Source organism: Micromonospora zingiberis (assembly GCF_004331455.1).
GTDB lineage: Bacteria > Actinomycetota > Actinomycetes > Mycobacteriales > Micromonosporaceae > Micromonospora > Micromonospora zingiberis.
In genome coordinates, this window is sequence record NZ_SJJR01000003.1 from 416,634 (window position 1) to 436,752 (window position 20,119).

16 protein-coding genes and 2 pseudogenes are annotated in these 20,119 nt (G+C 72.3%); 13 read left to right on the top strand and 5 right to left on the bottom strand.

Annotated elements, in window-relative coordinates; genetic code table 11:
* Nucleotides 1-48: 48 nt before the first annotated feature.
* The 6 genes and pseudogenes from E0H26_RS30565 to E0H26_RS07240 form a co-directional block, all read left to right on the top strand.
* Nucleotides 49-1,578, top strand: a pseudogene (locus E0H26_RS30565) (hypothetical protein); the annotation flags it as partial.
* A 23-nt stretch (nucleotides 1,579-1,601) separates the two neighbouring features.
* Nucleotides 1,602-2,576, top strand: coding sequence for an alpha/beta fold hydrolase (locus E0H26_RS07220; RefSeq protein ID WP_131302402.1), 975 nt, complete (start codon nucleotides 1,602-1,604; stop codon nucleotides 2,574-2,576).
* Nucleotides 2,577-2,698: 122 nt separating this feature from the next.
* Nucleotides 2,699-3,514: a DUF3152 domain-containing protein gene (locus E0H26_RS07225; RefSeq protein ID WP_240742043.1), complete on the top strand. Its 816-nt coding sequence runs from the start codon at nucleotides 2,699-2,701 to the stop codon at nucleotides 3,512-3,514.
* A 68-nt stretch (nucleotides 3,515-3,582) separates the two neighbouring features.
* Nucleotides 3,583-4,383: a DUF3152 domain-containing protein gene (locus tag E0H26_RS07230; protein ID WP_131302409.1), complete on the top strand. Its 801-nt coding sequence runs from the start codon at nucleotides 3,583-3,585 to the stop codon at nucleotides 4,381-4,383.
* A gap of 87 nt (nucleotides 4,384-4,470) precedes the next feature.
* Nucleotides 4,471-5,723, top strand: a pseudogene (gene moeZ / locus E0H26_RS07235) (adenylyltransferase/sulfurtransferase MoeZ).
* A gap of 152 nt (nucleotides 5,724-5,875) precedes the next feature.
* A complete protein-coding gene (locus tag E0H26_RS07240; protein ID WP_206024919.1) occupies nucleotides 5,876-6,697 on the top strand; it encodes a prenyltransferase/squalene oxidase repeat-containing protein in 822 nt (273 codons plus the stop codon).
* A gap of 484 nt (nucleotides 6,698-7,181) precedes the next feature.
* Here E0H26_RS07240 and E0H26_RS07245 read toward each other — a convergent pair whose 3' ends face one another.
* On the bottom strand, nucleotides 7,182-8,426 hold the full coding sequence (locus E0H26_RS07245; RefSeq protein ID WP_131302415.1) for a glutamate-5-semialdehyde dehydrogenase: 1,245 nt from the start codon (nucleotides 8,424-8,426) through the stop codon (nucleotides 7,182-7,184).
* An 82-nt stretch (nucleotides 8,427-8,508) separates the two neighbouring features.
* Nucleotides 8,509-9,648: a glutamate 5-kinase gene (proB, locus tag E0H26_RS07250; protein ID WP_206024921.1), complete on the bottom strand. Its 1,140-nt coding sequence runs from the start codon at nucleotides 9,646-9,648 to the stop codon at nucleotides 8,509-8,511.
* A 61-nt stretch (nucleotides 9,649-9,709) separates the two neighbouring features.
* Between proB and E0H26_RS07255 the strand changes: the two genes are divergently transcribed.
* From E0H26_RS07255 to E0H26_RS07275, 5 genes are all read left to right on the top strand, one after another.
* On the top strand, nucleotides 9,710-10,024 hold the full coding sequence (locus E0H26_RS07255; protein WP_131302422.1) for an MGMT family protein: 315 nt from the start codon (nucleotides 9,710-9,712) through the stop codon (nucleotides 10,022-10,024).
* A 32-nt stretch (nucleotides 10,025-10,056) separates the two neighbouring features.
* Entirely contained in the window at nucleotides 10,057-11,439 is a 1,383-nt protein-coding gene (locus E0H26_RS07260) for an MFS transporter (protein ID WP_131302425.1), read from the top strand.
* Nucleotides 11,436-12,920, top strand: a complete 1,485-nt coding sequence (locus E0H26_RS07265) for a pyridoxal phosphate-dependent decarboxylase family protein (RefSeq protein ID WP_131302428.1) — start codon at nucleotides 11,436-11,438, stop codon at nucleotides 12,918-12,920. Before E0H26_RS07260 ends, E0H26_RS07265 begins: the two co-directional genes overlap by 4 nt.
* Nucleotides 12,921-13,108: 188 nt before the next feature.
* Nucleotides 13,109-13,687, top strand: coding sequence for an NADH-quinone oxidoreductase subunit B (locus E0H26_RS07270; protein WP_131302432.1), 579 nt, complete (start codon nucleotides 13,109-13,111; stop codon nucleotides 13,685-13,687).
* 103 nt (nucleotides 13,688-13,790) lie between these two features.
* Nucleotides 13,791-15,107 carry a DUF2252 domain-containing protein gene (locus E0H26_RS07275; RefSeq protein ID WP_131302436.1) on the top strand — a complete coding sequence of 439 codons (1,317 nt, stop codon included), beginning with the start codon at nucleotides 13,791-13,793 and terminating at the stop codon, nucleotides 15,105-15,107.
* 21 nt (nucleotides 15,108-15,128) lie between these two features.
* Here the strand turns inward: E0H26_RS07275 and E0H26_RS07280 are convergent, their stop codons facing one another.
* Nucleotides 15,129-16,175 carry a glucose 1-dehydrogenase gene (locus E0H26_RS07280; RefSeq protein WP_131302439.1) on the bottom strand — a complete coding sequence of 349 codons (1,047 nt, stop codon included), beginning with the start codon at nucleotides 16,173-16,175 and terminating at the stop codon, nucleotides 15,129-15,131.
* A gap of 112 nt (nucleotides 16,176-16,287) precedes the next feature.
* On the opposite strand from E0H26_RS07280, the gene E0H26_RS07285 reads away from it, so the two are divergent.
* Nucleotides 16,288-16,995, top strand: a complete 708-nt coding sequence (locus tag E0H26_RS07285; protein ID WP_131302442.1) for an NADH-quinone oxidoreductase subunit C — start codon at nucleotides 16,288-16,290, stop codon at nucleotides 16,993-16,995.
* Nucleotides 16,995-17,957: an NADH-quinone oxidoreductase subunit NuoH gene (gene nuoH / locus E0H26_RS07290; RefSeq protein ID WP_131302444.1), complete on the top strand. Its 963-nt coding sequence runs from the start codon at nucleotides 16,995-16,997 to the stop codon at nucleotides 17,955-17,957. Before E0H26_RS07285 ends, nuoH begins: the two co-directional genes overlap by 1 nt.
* Nucleotides 17,958-18,116: 159 nt before the next feature.
* Here nuoH and E0H26_RS07295 read toward each other — a convergent pair whose 3' ends face one another.
* Together E0H26_RS07295 and E0H26_RS07300 are read right to left on the bottom strand one after the other, a co-directional pair.
* Nucleotides 18,117-19,163: a glutathione S-transferase family protein gene (locus E0H26_RS07295; RefSeq protein WP_131302447.1), complete on the bottom strand. Its 1,047-nt coding sequence runs from the start codon at nucleotides 19,161-19,163 to the stop codon at nucleotides 18,117-18,119.
* 224 nt (nucleotides 19,164-19,387) lie between these two features.
* Nucleotides 19,388-19,963 (bottom strand): Uma2 family endonuclease, encoded by a 576-nt coding sequence (locus E0H26_RS07300; RefSeq protein WP_131302449.1) that lies wholly within the window; start codon nucleotides 19,961-19,963, stop codon nucleotides 19,388-19,390.
* Nucleotides 19,964-20,119: the final 156 nt, after the last annotated feature.

Here is a 20,119-nt window from a genome sequence, read left to right on the forward strand (position 1 = left end):
GCGGCAGAGGCCAGGTCGGTGCCGGATGCCTGGTCTGCGGCGGAGGCCAGGCCCGTGTCGGGTGCTTGGTCTGCGGCGGAGGCCAGGCCCGTGTCGGGTGCCAGGCCGGCGCCCGACCTGAACGCCCAGCGACCATTCCGACTTCGTCCGGTGCCCAGCGAGCCGACCCCGGCTCGGCCGGCACCGGTGTCTGCCCAGCCCGACCCGGCATCGGCGCCGACCGCAGCCGATCCGCTGGCCGGTGCGAACGCCGACGGATCGGGTCGCCACGAGCATGGCCCGTCCGCGCCCGGGATGAGCGCCGGTGGGACGGGCGGCTACGAGCCTGGCCCGTTCGCGGCCGGGGCCACCGCCGGTGGGTCGGGTCGTCACGAGCACACCCCTGCCGCGAACGGTCTGCCGAACGTGACTCCCTATGCGGCACGTCGGTCCGCGCCTGAACCCGTACCGCCGGCGGAGCCGGGCAACGGCCGGTCGCCGGACAGCACGTCGGCGGTGTTGCCGCAGCGCGTCCCTGCTGAGCCGGACGTGCCCGTCGTGCCGGAGCCGCCTGCCGTGGAGCCACCCGCCGAAACCCCGGAACTCGCCCGGATCGCCACCCACCTTCGCCGCGACGACGAGCCGGCACCGTTGCGTGACCGGCCCGAGGGGTTCGACGTCAACGCGATCCTCGACGCGGTCCGGGGCGTCGAGGGGGTACGCGACGCGGCGTTGCGCCGTACCCCGGCCGGTGCCCACAGCCTGCGTCTCGACCTGGCCGATGGTGCCGATCCGGCTGAGGTGAGCCGGCAGGTCGCCCGGCTGCTCCAGGAGCGGATGGGGCTGGCCGCCGCGCCGCGCGGCGTACCGACGCTGCCGGCGGCGCCGGTCCGACGCCGAACCCCCGACAACCGGGGCGGTGACAGCGGTGAGCCTCGGGCGCCCGGTGAGCCCCGACGCCCCACCAACCGGCCGGCGGGAGCCCGCGCGGAAGCGGTGGCGGCCCGGGCCGAACCGGCGCCCGACCCGTCGCGGCGACGGCGTCCGGCACCCGCCCCGCAACGCGGCCGGGCCACCGTGGAGGAGACCGGCGCGACGGGTAGCCCGGTGACCCTCGGCGCCTCGTACTCGGGTGGGCAACTGACCACCACCGAGTCGGCGCCGTCCCGACCGTTGGACACCGGCGGCCGGCCCGGGCCCCGGGTCGTGCTCGACCACGTTCAGGTGAGCACGTTCGGGCTCGACGCCACGGTCGAGGTCCGGCTGATCGCCGGGGAGCAGAGCTCCGCCGGGTACGCCACCGGGCCCGCCGTGGACGGTTACGTACTGCGGCTCTGCGCGGTCGCTGCCGCAGCCTCGATCGACGAGCTGCTGCGCGGCGCGAGTAGCACCGCCGACCGTGGGCGGTGCTTCGTCGAGCATGCCGCCGTGGTGCCGTTCGGCAACTGTGAGGTGGCCACCGTCGTGGTGTTGCTGGTCTGCGACGGGTGGGTCGAGCAGCTTGCCGGTTCTGCCCTGGTGGCCGGCGACCCCCGGCAGGCGGTGGTGCGGGCCACCCTGGCTGCGGTCAACCGTCGCCTGGAGGCGCTGCTGGCCTGAGCCGGCCCGGGCAAACTGGAACGGTGAAGCCTGCCACCCTCTCACCCGACCGGCTGCTGCCCGCCCACTCGGTCCCGCCGCCGTGGCCGGGCCGCCAGGTGCGGCTCGACGGCATGGTCAGCTATGTGCGGGACACCCCGGCCACCCGGCCGGACGCGGAACCGGCGCTGTACGTGCACGGGCTGGGTGGCTCCTCGCAGAACTGGACCGACCTGGCCGGTCTGCTCGCCGACCGGCTCGATGGCCAGGCGATCGACCTGCCGGGCTTCGGGCGCAGCGAGCCGGGCCAGCGCTACACCGTGCCGGTCTTCGCGCAGCGGGTGATCCGTTGGCTCGAACACAGCGACCGGGGGCCGGTGCATCTGTTCGGCAATTCGCTGGGCGGGGCGATCTCGGTGCGGGTCGCCGCGCTGCGGCCGGATCTGGTGCGGACGCTGACCCTGGTGTCGCCCGCGCTGCCGTTTCTGGACTTCCGCCGGTCGTTGCAAGGTCGGATGCTGCCGCTGCTGGCCATCCCCCGAGCCGAACGACTGGCCGCCTGGCAGCTGACCCGGGTAGCGCCGGAGGTGATGGCGCAGCAGGTGATGGAGGCGTGCGTGGCCGACCTCAGCCGGATCTGCGATCAGCGTCGGCAGGAGGCGCTGGAGGAGATCCGGGTGCGCTACCAGGCGGAGCACTACGCGGCGGCCTACGTGCGTACCTTCCGTGGGCTGGTGCACAGCTTCCTGCGGTCGTACCTGCCGGGGTCGGATTCGCTGTGGCGGCTGGCCCGTTCGGTGCAGGCGCCGACGTTGGTCGTCGGTGGTCGGCGGGACCGGCTGGTCGACGTACGGGTGGCGCCGCAGACCGCCCGGGCGATTCCGGACAGCCGACTGCTGATGCTCGACGGCGTGGGTCATGTGGCGCAACTGGAGGTGCCGCGCCTGGTGGCACGGGCCGTGGTCGGGCTACTCACCGAGACGGGGGACGCGAGAAACCGGGCTGACCTGGCAGGATGACCCCGATGGTCATCCCTCGTAGCCACCGCCGACAGTCTGGCCGACACGTCCGTCGCGCGGGTATGTCGGGACCGGGCGTTGGTGGGGGTCCCCGGCGGCGTCGATCGGAGGTCGTCGCCCGGGTGGCCGTACTGGTGGCGGCGGTCGGCGCCACGGTGGTGCTGGTGGCTGGGGGGACGAGCTGGCTGCCGGGTGCGGCCGACGCCGACGAGGCGCAGGCGGACTCGTCGGCGCCGTCGGTGATGGCGGTCGTACCGCCGCTGGCCTCACCGTCGGTGGCCTCGCCGTCGCCCGTACCGCCGGCGGCCTCGCCGTCGCCTGAACCGCCGGTGTTGCAGCAGCCCGGGCCGGTGCCGTCGGTCGGACGGGGCAGCTTCGACTACGACGAGCGGACGGGCCCGGTGCTGGGCGCGGCCGGCGGGATCCAGCGGTACCGGGTGGCGGTGGAGTCCGGCGCGGGTGTCGATCCGGGCGAGTACGGGCTGGCCGTGCAGGAGGCGCTGACCGGTCCGGGCAGCTGGGTGGACAGTGGCCGGCTGCGGTTGCGGCAGGTGGAGACCAGCTCGCGGTACGACTTCACCGTCTACCTCGCCACCGCGCCGACGGCGGGCCGGATGTGCGCGGCCGGCGGGGTGGACATCCGGGTCGGCGGGCGGCCCTACACCTCCTGCCGCGCGCCGGGAAAGGTGATCATCAACCTGGAGCGCTGGGTGCGGTCCGTGCCGCACTTCGTCGAGGCGGAGGTGCCGCTCACGGTCTACCGCACGTACGTGATCAACCACGAGGTCGGGCATCAGCTGGGCAACCGGCACGAGCGCTGCCCGGGGCCGGGCAAGCCGGCGCCGGTGATGATGCAGCAGACGCTCTTTCTCAAGGGGTGCGTCGCGAATCCCTGGCCGTACCTGGACGGCCGGCGGTACGCCGGTCCTCCGCTGTGATCGGCCGGCACGCTGACGGCTGCTCGATTATGCGGCTTTAGGTGCGATTTGGGTGCGACGATAGGGTCATGCCCTCTTCACCCCTTGATGGGCGCCCGCAGGGCCCGGACCGACTGGCCGAGTCCCGGCGGGCGGCCCGGTCGCGGCACCGTGGGCTCGCGGTATCGCTCGGCCTGATGGTCCTCGCGGTCAGCGCCACCGTTTATCTGGCTCAGGCCGGCGACCGGGTGGCGGACCGGCTCGACGGCCGCAGCCGCGCCGCGCACGATGTGCTTGATCAGCGCCAGCAGCCAAGCACGTACCCGAGCGCCGGTGCCGGAAGTTTCCTGGTGGCCGCCGAGGAGTCGCCCGTGCGCGGGCTGGACGGGCCGATCGTGCGCTACCGGGTGGCCGTCGAGGAGGGCGCCGGACAGGATCCGGCCGGGTTCGCGGCCGACGTCGACGCGGTGCTGGCCGATCCGCGTAGCTGGATCGGGTCGGGCGAGTTCCGGGTGCAGCGGGTCGTCGAGGACGACCCGGCCGACTTCACCGTCTACCTGGCCACCCCGCTCACCTCCGAACAGATGTGTGCCGAAGGTGGCCTGAGCACCGAGGGCTACACCTCCTGCCGGCTGCCCGGCAGAGTGATCATCAATCTGGCCCGGTGGCTGGAGGCGGTGCCGGACTACGGCGCGCCGCTGTCGGTCTACCGGGCCTACGTGGTCAACCACGAGATCGGGCACGAGTTCGGGCAGTGGCACGAGGAGTGCCCGGGCCCGGACCGCCCGGCACCGGTCATGCAGCAGCAGACGTACGGCCTGGCCGGCTGCGTGGCCAACGCCTGGCCCTTCCTCGACGGCCACCGGTACGCCGGCGACCTGGTTCCGTGAGTCACCCGGCCCGCCGGCCGGTTTCGCCACCCCGGCGGGCGCCCTGGATATTCCCGCTCCCGCATGCCGGGCGACGTGTCCCTGCTCATGGTCGATGGCTGCGTCGGCGAGCGACAATGGCCCGGTTGTCCACCACATCGATTTCCGGGGAGTTCACCGTGTCGTTGCCCCCGCTCGTCGAGCCCGCCGCCGAGCTGACCGTTGACGAGATCCGCCGCTACTCCCGTCACCTGATCATTCCGGACGTCGGGGTGACCGGGCAGAAGCGGCTGAAGAACGCCCGGGTGCTCTGTGTCGGCGCCGGTGGCCTCGGCTCTCCCGCCCTGATGTACCTGGCCGCTGCCGGGGTCGGCACCCTCGGCATCATCGACTTCGACACCGTCGACGAGTCGAACCTCCAGCGGCAGATCATCCACGGCGTCTCCGACGTCGGCCGGTCCAAGGCCGAATCGGCGGCGGCGAGCATCCGCGAGATCAACCCGCTGGTCAACGTCGAGATCCACAACACCGCGCTGGACCGGGAGAACGTCCGCGAGATCTTCGCCCAGTACGACCTGATCGTCGACGGTACGGACAACTTCGCCACCCGGTACATGGTCAACGACGCGGCGGTGCTGCTCGGCAAGCCGTACGTCTGGGGGTCGATCTACCGGTTCGACGGCCAGGCGTCGGTGTTCTGGGCCGAGCACGGCCCCTGCTACCGCTGCCTCTACCCGGAGCCCCCGCCGCCCGGCATGGTCCCCTCCTGCGCCGAGGGTGGCGTGCTCGGCGTGCTCTGCGCCTCGATCGGCTCGATCCAGGTCAACGAGGCGATCAAGCTGCTCGCCGGCATCGGTGAGCCGCTGGTCGGCCGGCTGATGGTCTACGACGCCCTGGAGATGAGCTACCGCAAGATCAAGGTGCGCAAGGACCCGAACTGCGTGCTCTGCGGCGAGAACGCCACCCTGACCGACCTGCTGGAGGACTACGAGGACTTCTGCGGCGCGGTCTCCGTGGAGGCCCAGGAGGCGGTGGTCGACGCGACCATCACCGCCGCCGAGCTGAAGGAGTGGCAGGACGCCGGCAAGGACATCTTCCTGGTCGACGTGCGGGAACCGGCCGAGTACGAGATCGTCCGCATCCCCGGCGCCACCCTGATCCCCAAGGGCGAGATCCTCTCCGGCGAGGCGCTGGCCAAGCTGCCGCAGGACAAGCAGATCGTGCTGCACTGCAAGTCCGGCGTCCGCTCGGCCGAGGCGCTCGCCGCGCTCAAGGCGGCCGGCTTCCGTGACGCCGTACACGTCCAGGGCGGCGTGCTCTCCTGGATCAAGCAGATCGACCCGTCCCTCCCGGCGTACTGACGCAAGGAAGGGCCCCTTCTTAACGCCTCCGGTAGAGGAGGGGCCCCCTATTAACATCGGTCGCAACGCCCTGGTCAAGCCTGCCGACGGGCTGGTGTCGGCTGCCCGATTCTCCGAGGCGAGATCACGTTTGCGCCGGTAGCCTGGCCGCCGTGGTCGACATCGACGCCGCGATCGGGTTCGTGGTGGCACACGGAGACGCGGTGGAACGTGCCCGCCTCTCCTGGTTGCGTAACGGCACGGCACCCTCAGCCGAGACGCTCGACAGCGCCGAGGTCGGCCAGACCCTCGGCGGGGGCTGGCCGGCGTCCTGGGGCGACGAGGTCGCCTCGGTCGACGCCACCTGCTTCCGCCTCGCCGAACTGGACGACCTCGGCGCGCTGAGCCGCCCGGCCGCCCGGCGAGCCCTGGACTGGCTGGCCGCGGCCCAGCGGCAGGACGGCTGCTGGGAGGAGGACGCGGCGCTCGCCGACGTCGCCCCCGAATGGGCCCGACCGGGCGATCCGGAGGCACGGCTCTACCTGACCGCCAACGCCGCCTTCTGGCTCACCGTGGCCGGCCTGGACGCGCGGGCCGCCGGGCCGCTGGACCACCGGGTCGGCGGGGCGTACGCCGGGGTGGTGCAGGCCGCCGGGCACGCACTCGCCGGGCACCTGAACCCCGACGGTAGCTGGCCGTCGTTCCTGGCCGCCGGCTGGCTGAGCGCTGCGGTGCTGCACCGGCAGCAGCTGTTCTACGAGTCGGCGCGGATCAAGGCGGTGCTCGCCGAACGGCTCCCGCAGGCGTCACCGGCCGACGCCGCCTGGCTGGCCGCGACGCTGCGCCGGGTTGGCGTCGACGAGCAGGAGTGGACCGTGGTCGCGGCCCGCCGCCGGCTGACCGAGACCCAACGCAGCGACGGTGGCTGGACCAGCGACGACGGCCACCAGTTCGACGTACACGCCACCCTGGCCGTAATCCGCGCCTTCCGCTGACCCCCACCCCCCTGGCTCCCCTCACCACCACCCCCAAGCTCCGCCGATCTTGCACTTTTCGTCTCGACAAAGGTGCCATATGACGCGAATCGGCGACCCAAAGTGCAAGATCGCGGGTGCGGGTGCGGGTGCGGGTGCGGGTGCGGGGTGCGGCGGGTGCGGGGTGCGGATTAGGTTCTGTCTCGCGGATCTTGGTACGAAACGGCCCCCGTGAGGGCCGTTTCGTACCAAGATCCGGGGCTGGGATCGGGTGAAGCGGATCGGGTCGCCCGGCGGTGTCGACCGGGGGCCGACCAGCGTGGTTGGACTGCGGCGTGGACGAGTAACGCGGTCAGGTCGGACGTGGCTTCAAGGGCGCAGGCAGTGGGGCGACCAGGCGGCCAGGTACGACGTGCTCGGTACCCACTTCCACGACTTGCTCGACTCGTCGAACTTCGATCGGCCTACCTGCCGTTCCCGACCAACAAGATCCGCGAGACAGAACCTAGGGGCGGAGATGGCCGGTGCCGGTTACTACGTACTTGGTGCTGGTCAGTTCGGGTAGGCCCATGGGGCCACGGGCGTGGAGTTTCTGGGTGGAGATGCCGATCTCGGCGCCGAAGCCGAACTCGCCGCCGTCGGTGAACCGGGTCGAGGCGTTGACCATCACCGCCGCCGAGTCGACCCGAGCCACGAACTCCCGGGCGGCCGACTGCGAGTCGGTGACGATGGCCTCGGTGTGGCCGCTGCCGTACCGGCGGATGTGCGCGACCGCCGTGTCGAGCGAGTCGACGACGGCGACCGAGATGTCTGCCGAGAGGTACTCGGTGGCGAAGTCCTCGTCGGTGGCCGGGACGACCGCGTCGGAGAACCGGGCCACCTCGGCCGAGCCGTGCACGGTCACCCCGGCCTCGGCGAAGGCGGCCAGCATCGCCGGCAGGAACTCGTCGGCGACGGCCGCGTGCACCAGCAGCGACTCGGCGGTGTTGCAGGTGGACAGGCGCTGCGTCTTGGCGTTCAGGGCGATCGACAGAGCCATCGACAGGTCGGCGGCGGCGTCGACGTAGACGTGACAGTTGCCCACCCCGGTTTCGATCACCGGCACGGTGGACTCCTCGACCACGGTCCGGATCAGCGACGCACCGCCACGCGGGATCAGCACGTCGACCAGGCCCCGGGCCCGCATCAGCTCCTTGACCGAGTCGCGGGAGCTGGCGTCGAGCAGCTGCACCGCGTCCGCCGGCAGGCCGGCCCCGACGATCGCGTCGCGCAGCACGGCCACCAGTGCGGCGTTGGAGTGCGCGGCCGACGACGAGCCGCGCAGCAGCGCCGCGTTGCCGGACTTCAGGCAGATGCCGGCGGCGTCCACGGTCACGTTGGGTCGACCTTCGTAGACGATGCCGACCACGCCGAACGGCACCCGGATCTGCCGTAGTTCCAGCCCGTTGGGCAGGGTCGAGCCGCGAACCACCTCACCCACCGGGTCGGGCAGCGCGGCCATCTGACGCAGCGCGTCGGCGATGCCGGCCATCCGGCCCTCGTCGAGGGCGAGCCGGTCCAGCACGGCCGCGCTCAGCCCGGCGTCGCGCCCGGCCGCCAGGTCCGCCTCGTTCGCGGTGAGGATCTCCGGCGTACGCGCCACCAGCGCGTCGGCCATCGCGTGCAGCGCGGCGTCCTTGGCGGTACGCGTCGCCACCGCCAGCGTCTCCGCCGCTGTCCGCGCCCGGCGCGCCTGCTCGGTCACGCTCATCCCATGCTCCTTCAGGTAAGGAAGGGCCCCCTGTTAACGCCTCGTGTATAGGAAGGGCCCCTTGTTATCACTTCAACCGGGCTTACAGCAGCACCAGGTCATCGCGGTGGACGACCTCCCGTTCGTACGCCGGTCCGAGCGCCGCCGCAAGGTCTGCGGTGGAGCGCCCGAGCAGGCCGGGCAGCTCGACCGCGTCGTAGTTGACCAGCCCTCGGGCGACCGGGGCGCCGGAGGTGTCGACCAGGTCGACCGGATCACCGGCGGTGAACGCCCCGTCGACGGCGGTGATCCCGGCCGGCAGCAGCGACTTGCGCCGGCCCACCACGGCGGCCACCGCCCCCGGATCGAGGTGCAGCCGCCCCCGGGGCGAGGTCGCGTGGGCGAGCCAGAACAGCCGGGCCGCCGGACGCCGGAGACTGGGGTGGAAGTAGGTGCCGACCGGCTCACCGGCCAGCGCCGCGACGGCCTGCGTGGCGGAGGTCAGCACCACCGGAATGCCGAACCCGGTGGCGATCCGGGCCGCCTCGACCTTGGTCACCATGCCGCCGGTGCCGACGCCCGAGCGGCCGGTGCCGCCGATGTCGACGCCGGCCAGGTCCGCCTCGTCGCGTACCTCGGCGATGCGGCGGGAGCCGGGCCGCGACGGGTCACCCGTCCAGAGGGCGTCGACGTCGGAGAGCAGCACCAGCAGGTCGGCGTCGACCAGCGCGGCCACCAGCGCGGCCAGCCGGTCGTTGTCGCCGAAGCGGATCTCCTCGGTGGCGACCGTGTCGTTCTCGTTGACGATCGGCACCGCCCGCAGGTCGAGCAGCTTGCGCAGGGTGCGGTACGCATTGCGGTAGTGCGCCCGTCGGGTCACGTCGTCGACGGTGAGCAGCACCTGCCCGACGGTGCGACCGTGCCGCGCGAACGCGGCGGCGTACCGCCCGATCAGCAGGCCCTGTCCGACGCTCGCCGCGGCCTGCTGGGTGGCCAGGTCGCGTGGTCGCCGGGCCAACCCGAGCGGCGCCAGGCCCGCGGCGATCGCGCCGGAGGAGACCAGCACCACCTCACGACCGTCGGCGGTACGCGAGGCAGGGGCGGCACCGGCCGGCGGTGGCGCGCCGAGCGCGTCGACCAGCGCGTCGAGGCGCTCGTCGGCCAGCCCGCCGGTGGCGGTGGTCAACGAGGAGGATCCGATCTTGACGACGACCCGCCGGGCCGCCGTGACTGCGTCGCGCACCCGCCTATTCTGCGCCGTCGCTTCCGAGCCGCCCTTCGGCGTTCCCATAGTCTGGCCGCTTGTGACACCAGACGAGTACGTCGAGGCGGTGCTGGAACTGGTCGACCGGATCCCCGCCGGTCGGGTGATGTCGTACGGGGCGGTGGCCGACGCGCTCGCCGAGCGCTCGGGTCGGGCGTCCGCGCGGCTGGTCGGCTCGATCATGGCCCGGCACGGCGGGGCGGTGGGCTGGCACCGGGTGGTCAACGCCGCCGGTGCGCTGCCGCCCCGGCTCGCGGCCGAGGCGCGGGCACGCTGGCTGGCCGAGGGCACGCCGCTACGCGGCGACCGGGTCGACATGCGGACGGCCGGTTGGTGGCCCGGTGAGGGGATGTGACCAGAGCCATAACGTGAGTAACATTCGGCGCCATGACTGCACCATCGGGTGGCCTGCCGCGCAAGGTGCACGTCGGGTACGCGTTCGGCTCGTTGGCCACCGGGGCGTTCGGCACCGTGCCGGGGCTGTTGCTGCTGCCGTACCTCACCGACACGCTCGGCGTGGCCGCTGGCGTCGCGGCGCTGCTGGTGCTCCTGCCGAAGGCGTGGGACGTGCTGGTCAACCCGGTCGCCGGGCGGATCTCCGACCGGACCCGGTCGCGCTGGGGTGCCCGTCGGCCGTACCTGCTCTTCGGTGGACTGGCGCTGGCCGTACTGTTCGGGGCGATCTTCGCCGCGCCGTTCGGCGCCGGGCCGGCCGCCGGGGCGTACGTCGCGATCGCCTTCCTGGCCACGGCGACCGCGTTCGCCTTCTTCCAGGTGCCGTACGTGGCGATGCCGGCGGAGTTGACCAGCGACTACGCCGAACGTACCCGGATGATGACCTGGCGGATCGCGGTGCTGGCGCTGGCCATCCTGGTCGCCGGTGCGGTGGCCCCGCTGGTCCGCGACGCGGCCGGCGGTGGAGTGCCCGGACACCGCTGGATGGGCGTGTTCGTCGCCGGGTTGATCGCGCTCGGCGCGGTCGGTGCCTTCCTGGGCACCCGCTCCGCCCCGCAGGGGACGGTCGGCGAGAGCGAACCCAGCCTGCGCGCCCAACTCGCGGTGGCCAGCCGCAACCGGCCGTTCCGGGCGTTGCTGCTCTGCTTCGTGGTGCAGTCCGCCGGGGTGGCGACGATCCTCGCCGGGGTGCAGTACTTCGCCGGCCAGATCCTGCGCGACCCGACGACCGGCCCGACGCTGCTGTTCGTCTGCTTCGTCGGGCCGGCCCTGGTGGTGATGCCACTCTGGTCGCGGGCGGGCGCCCGGCTGGGCAAACTCGTCGCCCTGGTGGTCGCGTCGCTGATCCTGGCGGCCGGCGGGCTGGCGCTGGTCGCCGCGCCGGTGCTGCCCACCGCCGTGATCTACCTGCTGGTCGCGTTGCTCGGCGTCGGGTACGCCGGCCAGCAGGTGTTCGCGCTGGCCATGCTGCCGGACTGCATCGCGTACGACACCGCCCGCACCGGCCGCCGGCAGGCCGGCGTCTTCACCGGCCTGTGGACCGCCGGGGAGACCTTCGGTCTGGCCCTGGGCCCCGGCATCTACGGTCTGGTGCTCGCCGTCACCGGCTACGTCTCCTCCACCACCGGGACCGCCGCCATCCAGTCCGACACCGCCCGCCTCGGCGTCCTGCTCGGCTTCACCCTCCTGCCTGCGCTCCTGATCGCCCTGGCCACCCTCCTGCTGCGCCCCTACGACCTCACCGAGGCCCGCCTCGCCACGTTGACCGGGACGAAGGCCGCCGAACCGCACGGAAAGGGCACCACTACTCCATGATCGACGAAGACCGGGCGGCACTGCCCGCGCACGGAGTACCAGCCGAGCGGGTGCTGGCGGAGATCCGTGAACTGCGGGCAATGGACCGGCCGACGCACGGCGGGCGGCTGTTCGCGTACGTGTACGACCCGGCGGTGCCGGGACTGGACGAACTGGCCGCCGCCGCGTACGCCGAGAGCGCCCACGTCAACGGGCTCGACCCGACCGCCTTTCCGTCCCTGCTGGCGATGGAGAACGCGCTGGTCGGGGCGGCTGCCCAGCTGCTCGGCGGTGGGGCCGGCACGAGTGCGCCGGACGTGGTCGGCAGCGTCACCAGTGGCGGCACCGAGTCGCTCATCCTGGCCGTGAAGGCCGCCCGGGACGCCCGCCCGGAGATCACCGCACCCCGCATCGTGGTGCCGGCCAGCGCCCACGCGGCGTTCGCCAAGGCGGCGCACTACCTGCGGGTGGAACTCGATCCGGTGCCGCTGCACCCGGACACCCTCCGGCCGGCGGTCGCCGACGTGGCCGCGGCGATCCGTCCCGAGACGGTGCTGGTGGTCTGCTCCGCCCCGTCGTACGCGCACGGCGTGGTCGATCCGGTCGAGCAGATCGCCGAGGTGGCCGCCGCAGCCGGGGTGCGTTGCCACGTGGACGCCTGCTTCGGCGGCTGGACCCTGCCGTACCTGCGCCGCCTCGGCGCCGTGGTGCCGGCGTTCGACTTCGCCGTGCCCGGGGTCACCTCGATCTCCGTGGACCTGCACAAGTACGCGTACGCCCCGAAGGGTGTCTCGTTGCTGCTGCACCGCGATCCGGCGCTGCGCGCGGCGCAGTACTTCGCGTACGCCGACTGGCCCGGGTACACGATGATCAACCCGGTGATCTCGTCCACCCGCTCGGGCGGGCCGATCGCCGCCGCGTACGCAACCCTGCGGTACCTCGGCGACGACGGCTACCTGGAGCTGACCCGGCTGACCCGGGACGCGGTCCGGGTGCTGGCGGACGCCGTACGCGGTGTCGACGGGCTGCGGCTGGTCGCCGAGCCCGAGTCGACCGTGGTCTGCTTCACCAGCACCGACTCCGGCCCCGACCTGTTCGTCCTGGTCGACGAGCTGGCGGCTCGGGGTTGGCACACCCAACCCCAGCTCACGTACGCCGGACTGCCGCGCAGCGTGCACCTGACGGTGACCGCGGCGGTGGCCCCCCGGGCGGCGGAGTTCGCCGCCGACCTGGCCGAGGCGAGCGCGGCGGCCGGTGCCGCCGGGCCGGTCCCGCTGCCAGCGGAACTGCTCGCGTTGGCCGGCACGCTCGCCCCGGAGGCGCTCACCGGTGAGCTGGTCGCCGGCCTGGCCGCCGGGCTGGGCCTCGGTGCGGGCGGCGGGCTGCCGGAGCGGATGGCACCGGTGAACACCCTGCTCGACGCGGCGCCACCGGCGCTGCGGGAGCGCCTGCTGGTCGAGTTCGTCAGCCTGCTGCAACGCCCCACCGGCGTCGCTGGCTAGCCCGCCGACGCCCTGAGCCGGCCGGCGCCCGTGGTGACCCCGCCGGCGCCCTGAGCCGGCCGGCGCCCGTGGCGAGCCCGCCGGCGCCGTGGTTAGGAAGGGGCCCTTCTACAACGCCAGGCGTTAACAGGGGGCCCTTCCTTCCAAAACGGCTGTGGTTGACTGTCGGGGACGGGAAGGGGGCGGTCGTGCAGCTACCGGCGGTGCTCGGCGAGCCGATCCGGTTCGTGCTCAACTGGGGCCGGCGCTACTCGCTCTGGGTTTTCAACTTCGGGCTGGCCTGCTGCGCCATCGAGTTCATCGCGACCAGCATGTCCCGGCACGACTTCATGCGCCTGGGCGTCATCCCGTTCGCGCACGGTCCCCGGCAGGCCGACCTGATGGTGGTCTCCGGCACCGTCACCGACAAGATGGCCCCGGCGATCAAGCGGCTCTACGACCAGATGCCCGAGCCGAAGTACGTCATCTCGTTTGGCGCCTGCTCCAACTGCGGCGGCCCGTACTGGGACTCGTACTCGGTGACCAAGGGCGTCGACCAGCTCATCCCCGTCGACGTCTACGTGCCGGGCTGCCCGCCCCGGCCGGAGGCGCTGCTGCACGGCATCCTCCGCCTCCAGGAGAAGATCGCCGCCGAGCAGTCCGGCATCGGTGGGGTGCCCCGCCCCGATCTGCTCGCCGCGCCGGTCGACGCCCCGCCCAGCGACGGTGCCGTACCCCGCTCCGCCGCCTCGCTGACCGCTCCGCCGGTCCGCCCGCCGTCCGCCTGAGTCTCCCGGCCTCGCCGATGCCGGCCGCGCCGATGCCGGCCGCGCTGACCGGGGGCCGAGTCGAGGGGCCTCGGTCTGGCGCTCGGGGGCTAGCGTACGGACCATGACCGACGTCGCGGAGCAGCGTTCCGCCTTCATCGTCGAGGTGCTGACCCAGGAGTTCGGCACCCTGATGGCGCTCGACCCGGCCGCCTTCCGGCGCAAGTTCCGCAAGATGGCCGCCTCCCCGTTCGCCTTCTACCGGGGCAGCGCCAGCCTCTTCTACGCCGATCAGCGCGGTGACTTCGCCGACGAGCGTTACCTCGACGGCCAGACCAGTCGGGTGTGGATCCACGGTGATCTGCACGCGGAGAACTTCGGCACCTACATGAACGGCTCCGGCCAGCTCGTGTTCAACGTCAACGACTTCGACGAGGCGTACGTCGGCCCGTTCACCTGGGACCTGCGGCGCTTCGTCGCCAGCGTGGCGCTGATCGGCTACACCAAGGCGCTCTCCGACCGGGTGATCAGCGATCTGGTGACCGGCTTCGCGGGAAGCTACCTGACCGAGTTGCGGGCCATCGCCGCCGGTGGCGACGACGCCATCGGCTCGATCACCCTCGACAACGCCGACGGTGTGCTGCGTCGGGTGCTCCAGCAGGCCCGGCTCAACACCCGGGTCGACCTGCTCCGGGCGCAGACCACCATCGACGCGTACGAGCGGCGGTTCTCCCTGCGCGACGGGGTGTACGAGGTCGACGGCGACGTCCGGGCCGAGGTCTGCGCCGCGTTCGAGGCGTACCTGGGCACCCTGCCGGCCGCGACCGCGTCGGCCCGACCGGTGGCGGCGCAGATCAAGGACGTGGTGCTGCGCAAGGGCGTGGGCATCGGTTCGGCCGGGCTGCCGTCGTACAACCTCCTGCTGGAGGGGCACACCCAGGCGCTGGAGAACGACGTCGTGATCTACATGAAGCAGGCGCAGGTGCCGGCGGTCGCCCGGTACGTCGACGACGAGCAGGTCCGTGGCTACTTCCAGCACCAGGGCCACCGCACCGCCGAGTCGCAGCGCGCCCTCCAGGCGCACGCCGACCCGTGGGTGGGCTTCACCGAACTGGACGGGGTGGGCCAACTGGTCGCCGAGGTCTCCCCGTACGCCGCCGATCTCGACTGGGCCGACGTCAACGAGCCGGAGGAACTGGCCGGGGTGTTGGCCGACCTGGGCCGGGCGGTCGCCCGGATGCACTCGGTGGCCGACGACGAGTCCAGCCACGACCTGGTCGATTACTCCACCGAGGAGGCGATCGTCGCGGCCGTCGACGCCGACCCCGCCGGCTTCGTCGGGCACCTGGTCGACTTCGCCCACGCGTACGGCGTCCGGGCCCGGCAGGACCACCAGCTCTTCGTGGACCTGTTCCGCAACGGCCGGCTCCCCGGCATCTGACCGGCGCCGGTCCGGGCCGGATCAGGCGGAGAAGTCGAGGATCACCTTGATGTCCTTCGGGCCGGGGGAGTAGGCGGTGGCGTACTCCGACAGCGGCACCCGACGGGTGATCAGGGAGGCGAGCCAGGTCCGGTCGGCCCGGGACAACGCCTCGGCGGCGGCGTTCCAGTGCCGCCGGTTCGCGTTGACCGAGCCGAACACCACGTTGTTCTCCAACACCAGGGTGCGGTTGAGCGCACCGGCGTCGAAGTCGATGGTCCGGCCGCCGCTGGAAACCCCGGCCAGGCAGACGATCCCGGTGGGTGCGACCTTGCACATGGCTTCGAGGACGACCACCGGTGCACCGGTGCACTCGACGATGACGTCCGGCTCGAAGTCGAGCTGGTCGAGCGAGCCGGCGTGGTAGGTGGCGCCGAGCGCGCCGGCCAGCGCCGGCTTCGGACCCTCGGTGGCCAGGTCCAGCACGTGTACGGAGAGACCCCGCTGGCTGGCCAGCAGGGCGGCCAGCAGGCCGATCGGGCCGGCTCCGGTGATCAACGCGGTACGCGGTTGCCACTCCGACCGCTCGCCGATCCGGAAGATGTGGTCCCACGCCTTGACCACCACACTTGTCGGTTCGAGCAGGACCCCGACCTCGCCCAGAGCCGGATCCAGTCCGACGGCGAAGCGGGGTTGGAGCCGCCAGCGTTGCCGGGCGAAGCCGGGCAGCGCCTTGATGCCGTGCTCGGTGAACATCCCGTTGCGGCACATGTCCCACTCGTCGACCGCGCAGTTCGGGCAGGGCAGCGGGTCCGGGTGCCGGACGATCCCGGCCACCAGGTCACCGGGTTGCAGAGTGCCGGTCGGATCCTCGATCACCCGGCCCAGCGACTCGTGCCCGAGCACCAGGTGGTCCGTGCCGGGCGGGGCCTCGCCGTACTGCCCCTCGATGATCTCAAGGTCCGTGCCGCAGATGCCCACCGCGATGGCCTCCACCAGGATCGCCCCCTCCTCGGTGGCCGGTTCCGGGTAGTCGTCGAGCAGCCGCAGCGAGCCGGGCACTCCGGGGATCACAGTCACAGCGCGCACGGGCCCATCCTGCTGCTCGGTGGCGGGCCGCCGCCGGTAAAGCCCGGATCCTCACCCGGCCGCGCGCACCAGGCCGGCGCGCTGCGCCCTGCTCGGCCATAGGATCAGCGTCATGACACCGGAAGAGGCCGGCCAGCGGCTCGTCGCGCTGCTCGCATCCGTCGAGGCCACCGCGACGGTTTCCGGAGGCCAGGCACACGCCCGGGCCACCGTCGACGTACCCCCGCAGGCGTGGCGGGCGGCGCTGCTGGCCGCGCGCGACGACACCGAACTGGCCTGCGACTTCTTCGACTGGCTCTCCGCCGTGGACGAGCTGGCCGAGGGCTTCGACGTGGTGGCCCACCTGTGGTCCACCACCCACCGGCACGGTCTGCTGCTGCGGGCGCGGGTGCCCCGGGCGACCCCGACGATCGACTCGGTGGTGGCGGTCTATCCGGGCGCGGCCTGGCACGAGCGGGAAACCCACGAGATGTTCGGCATCGACTTCGCCGGCCACGACGACCTGCGTCCGTTGCTGCTGCCGCCCGAGTTCGAAGGGCATCCGCTGCGCAAGGAGTTCGTGCTCGCCTCGCGGGTGGCCAAGCCGTGGCCCGGCGCGAAGGAGCCGGGCGAGTCGGAGGCGGGCGGTGGCCGACGGCCGATCCGGCCACCCGGCGTACCGGCCCCGGGCGAGTGGGGCACCACGCCGACCCCGGCCGGTGCCGGCGGCGCCGGTGAGGGTCCGCGCGGCGGCACCCCCGCCCGCCCCGCCCGGGAGCGCCCCGCCCGCCCGGCGCCGGGCGCCCGCACCCCTGAGCCCGACGAGGGGAGTACGCCCTGATGCCACTGTGGCTGGAACTGGTGATCCGGATCGGCGGCGTGCTGGTCGCGTTCCTCGTGCTGCCGCTGCTGGTGGGGCAGGCGGAACACAAGGTGATGGCACACATGCAGGGCCGACTCGGGCCGATGTACGCGGGCGGGTTCCACGGCTGGGCACAGCTCATCGCCGACGGGGTGAAGTTCGTACAGAAGGAGGACGTCACCCCGCGCGCGGCGGACCGGCCGGTGTTCCGGCTGGCTCCGGTGGTGGCCCTGGTGCCGTACCTGCTGGCCCTGCTGGTCATCCCACTGGGCCCGAACGACCTGGTGGGGCAGCCGCTGGACGTCGGTCTGTTCTTCGTGCTCGCGGTGGTCGGCGTGGGCGTGCTGGCCGTGCTGATGTCGGCCTGGGCGTCGGCCAACAAGTACAGCCTGCTCGGCGGGGTCCGTGGCGCCGCCCAGCTGCTCGGCTACGAGCTGCCGCTGGTGCTGGCCGCCGCGTCGGTGGCGATGGCCGCCGGCACGCTGAGCCTCTCCGGCATCGTCGAGGCGTGGCAGCCGTGGTGGCTGATCTGGCAGGCGCCCGCGATGCTGGTCTTCTTCGTGGCCGGCCTGGCGGAGATCCGCCGCCCGCCGTTCGACATGCCGGTGGCCGACTCGGAGCTGGTCTTCGGGTACATGACCGAGTACACCGGCCTGCGCTTCGCGTTCCTGCTGCTCGCCGAGTACGTCGGCATCGTGGTGATCGCCGCGCTGACCACCGTGCTGTTCCTCGGTGGCTGGCAGGGCCCGTTCGCCGACGCGCAGCTCGGCTGGCTCTGGACCCTGCTCAAGGTCGCCGCCGTCAGTTTCGTGATCATTTGGCTGCGGGTCTCGTACCCCCGACTGCGCGAGGACCAACTCCAACGCCTCTGCTGGCTGGTCCTGGTCCCCACCGCCCTGGCCCAACTGGTCCTAACCGCCGCCATCCGCCTAGCCCTCTAACCCACCCTCCCCACCCCTCCCCACCCCCTCTGTGCCGCGATCTTGCACTTTCGGTCTGCCTTTAGCGGCTTATGCGGCAAATGCGGCGACAGAAAGTGCAAGATCGGCGGGCGTGGGGACGCGGGCGGGGTGGGGGCGGGTGGGGGTGGGGGTGGGGGGTTAGGGGAGGGGGGTGTGGGTGGGGGTGAGCTGTTCGGGGGTGGGCGGGGGTGGTGGGGGAGTGCCGTCGCCGAAGGGGCGGCCGCCGAGGGAGTCGCGGTCGTGCGGGGTGAGCCAGTTCGACAGGTCGGGGCCGAGGGGCACCACTCCGGTCGGGTTGATGTCCCGGTGCACCTCGTAGTAGTGCCGCTTGATGTGGTCGAAGTCGACGGTGTCGCCGAAGCCGGGGGTGGTGAACAGATCCCGGGCGTACGCCCACAGCACCGGCATCTCGCTCAGCTTCTGCCGGTTGCACTTGAAGTGGCCGTGGTACACCGGGTCGAAGCGGACCAGCGTGGTGAACAGCCGTACGTCCGCCTCGGTGATCGTGTCGCCGACCAGGTAGCGCTGCCCGGCGAGTCGCTCGCTGAGCCAGTCCAGCCGGTCGAACAGCCGGTGGTACGCCTTCTCGTACGCCGCCTGGCTGCCGGCGAAGCCACACCGGTAAACGCCGTTGTTGACGTCGCGGAAGACGACCGCGTTGACCTCGTCGATCTCGGCGCGTAGCTGCTCGGGATACAGATCCGGGGCACCGGTCCGCTGGTACGCGGTCCACTCGGTGGACAGGTCGAGGCTCATCTGCGCGAAGTCGTTGGTCACCACCTGCCCGGTCGGCACGTCCACGATGGCCGGCACGGTGATGCCCCGGGGGTAGTCGGGATAGCGGGCGAAGTACGCCTCCTGGATGCGTTCGATGCCGAGCACCGGGTCCCGCCCGCCGGGGTCGAGGTCGAAGGTCCAGCTCCGGGCGTCGTGGGTCGGCCCGGTGACGCCCATCGAGAGGACGTCCTCCAGGCCCAACAGCCGCCGTACGATGATCAGCCGGTTCGCCCACGGGCAGGCGCGGCTGACCACCAGCCGGTAGCGCCCGGGCTCGACCGGGTAGCCGTCCCGCCCGTCGGCGGTGATCCGGGTGGTGATGTACCGCTGGTCCCGGTTGAACTCACCGCCCGGCTCGACGTACTTCCCACCGGTCTGCATCCGGCCCTCGTCGTTTTCCGCCGTCATCGCCTCGCTCCTCGCCCGTGCCGGCTGCCGTCCGGGTCCCATCATGGCTGACGCTGCGCCCGCTGGCTCGGCAAGAAGTGCGGGAGGCCGAGCCAGGGCAGGAAACACCGATGACCGAGCCAGGGCTGGAAACACCGACGACCGAGGCAAGGAAGGAAGCGCTGGAGACGGAGTTGCGAGCGACGACGGACCTGGACGGACCGCTGCGGTGACCGTCGGGCTGGTCAGAGGTACCTGGGCGTCAGTTGGGCCACCGACAGGTTCACCGGGAACGGCTCGCCCGTGTCGACGAACTTGGTCCACCGCCCGGTCTCGGTGTAGACCTCGTGCACCGGATCGATCCGGTGCGTGTGTACCACGAGACCGGCCGGATCGGTCTCGATCCGCCAGTAGTAGGGGATGCCGGCCTGGGCGTAGAGCGCCGGCTTGAGCACCCGGTCGATCGAGCGGGTGCTCGGCGAAACGATCTCGACGGCGAGCACCACCTCGTGCGGCTCGTACCGTGCGGGCCGGCGTTGCGCCGCCGGTGCGGTGATGACCAGGACGTCCGGGATGAAGGACCGGGTGCGGTTGATCCGCACCTCGACGCCCTGGGTCACCTCGTACTCGTCGGGGCACTCCGCTTCGAGTGCGACGCCGAGTCGCATGGCGATGGTCTGGTGGGCGGCGGTGGGGGAGGGGGACACGAGCAGTACTCCATCGAGCAGTTCGCGGCGGCGGCCGTCGTCGGGCAGGGCGTCGAGGTCGTCCGTCGTCCACTCGCCCGACGGCGGTTGGTCGTCGTGCAGCGCGGCGGTCATCTGACGGGTCCTTTCCGGTGTGTCGTTCTCCCCGTGGTCACGGTACTACCGGCAGAGCCCGGGTGGTGGTCGCGCACGCCGTGGCCACAGGGCAGGATGGTCGTCATGAGCGAGCGTCAGCGAGCGAGTCATCGGCTCGGCGCGGTGGTGCCTCAT

Coding starts and splice junctions, on each gene's coding strand:
- E0H26_RS07295 (WP_131302447.1), bottom strand. CDS start 19,163: ATGACGGCGGAAAACGACGAGGGCCGGATGCAGACCGGTGGGAAGTAC.
- E0H26_RS07230 (WP_131302409.1), top strand. CDS start 3,583: ATGCCCTCTTCACCCCTTGATGGGCGCCCGCAGGGCCCGGACCGACTG.
- E0H26_RS07260 (WP_131302425.1), top strand. CDS start 10,057: ATGACTGCACCATCGGGTGGCCTGCCGCGCAAGGTGCACGTCGGGTAC.
- E0H26_RS07245 (WP_131302415.1), bottom strand. CDS start 8,426: ATGAGCGTGACCGAGCAGGCGCGCCGGGCGCGGACAGCGGCGGAGACG.
- E0H26_RS07300 (WP_131302449.1), bottom strand. CDS start 19,963: ATGACCGCCGCGCTGCACGACGACCAACCGCCGTCGGGCGAGTGGACG.
- E0H26_RS07285 (WP_131302442.1), top strand. CDS start 16,288: ATGACACCGGAAGAGGCCGGCCAGCGGCTCGTCGCGCTGCTCGCATCC.
- E0H26_RS07275 (WP_131302436.1), top strand. CDS start 13,791: ATGACCGACGTCGCGGAGCAGCGTTCCGCCTTCATCGTCGAGGTGCTG.
- E0H26_RS07265 (WP_131302428.1), top strand. CDS start 11,436: ATGATCGACGAAGACCGGGCGGCACTGCCCGCGCACGGAGTACCAGCC.
- nuoH (WP_131302444.1), top strand. CDS start 16,995: ATGCCACTGTGGCTGGAACTGGTGATCCGGATCGGCGGCGTGCTGGTC.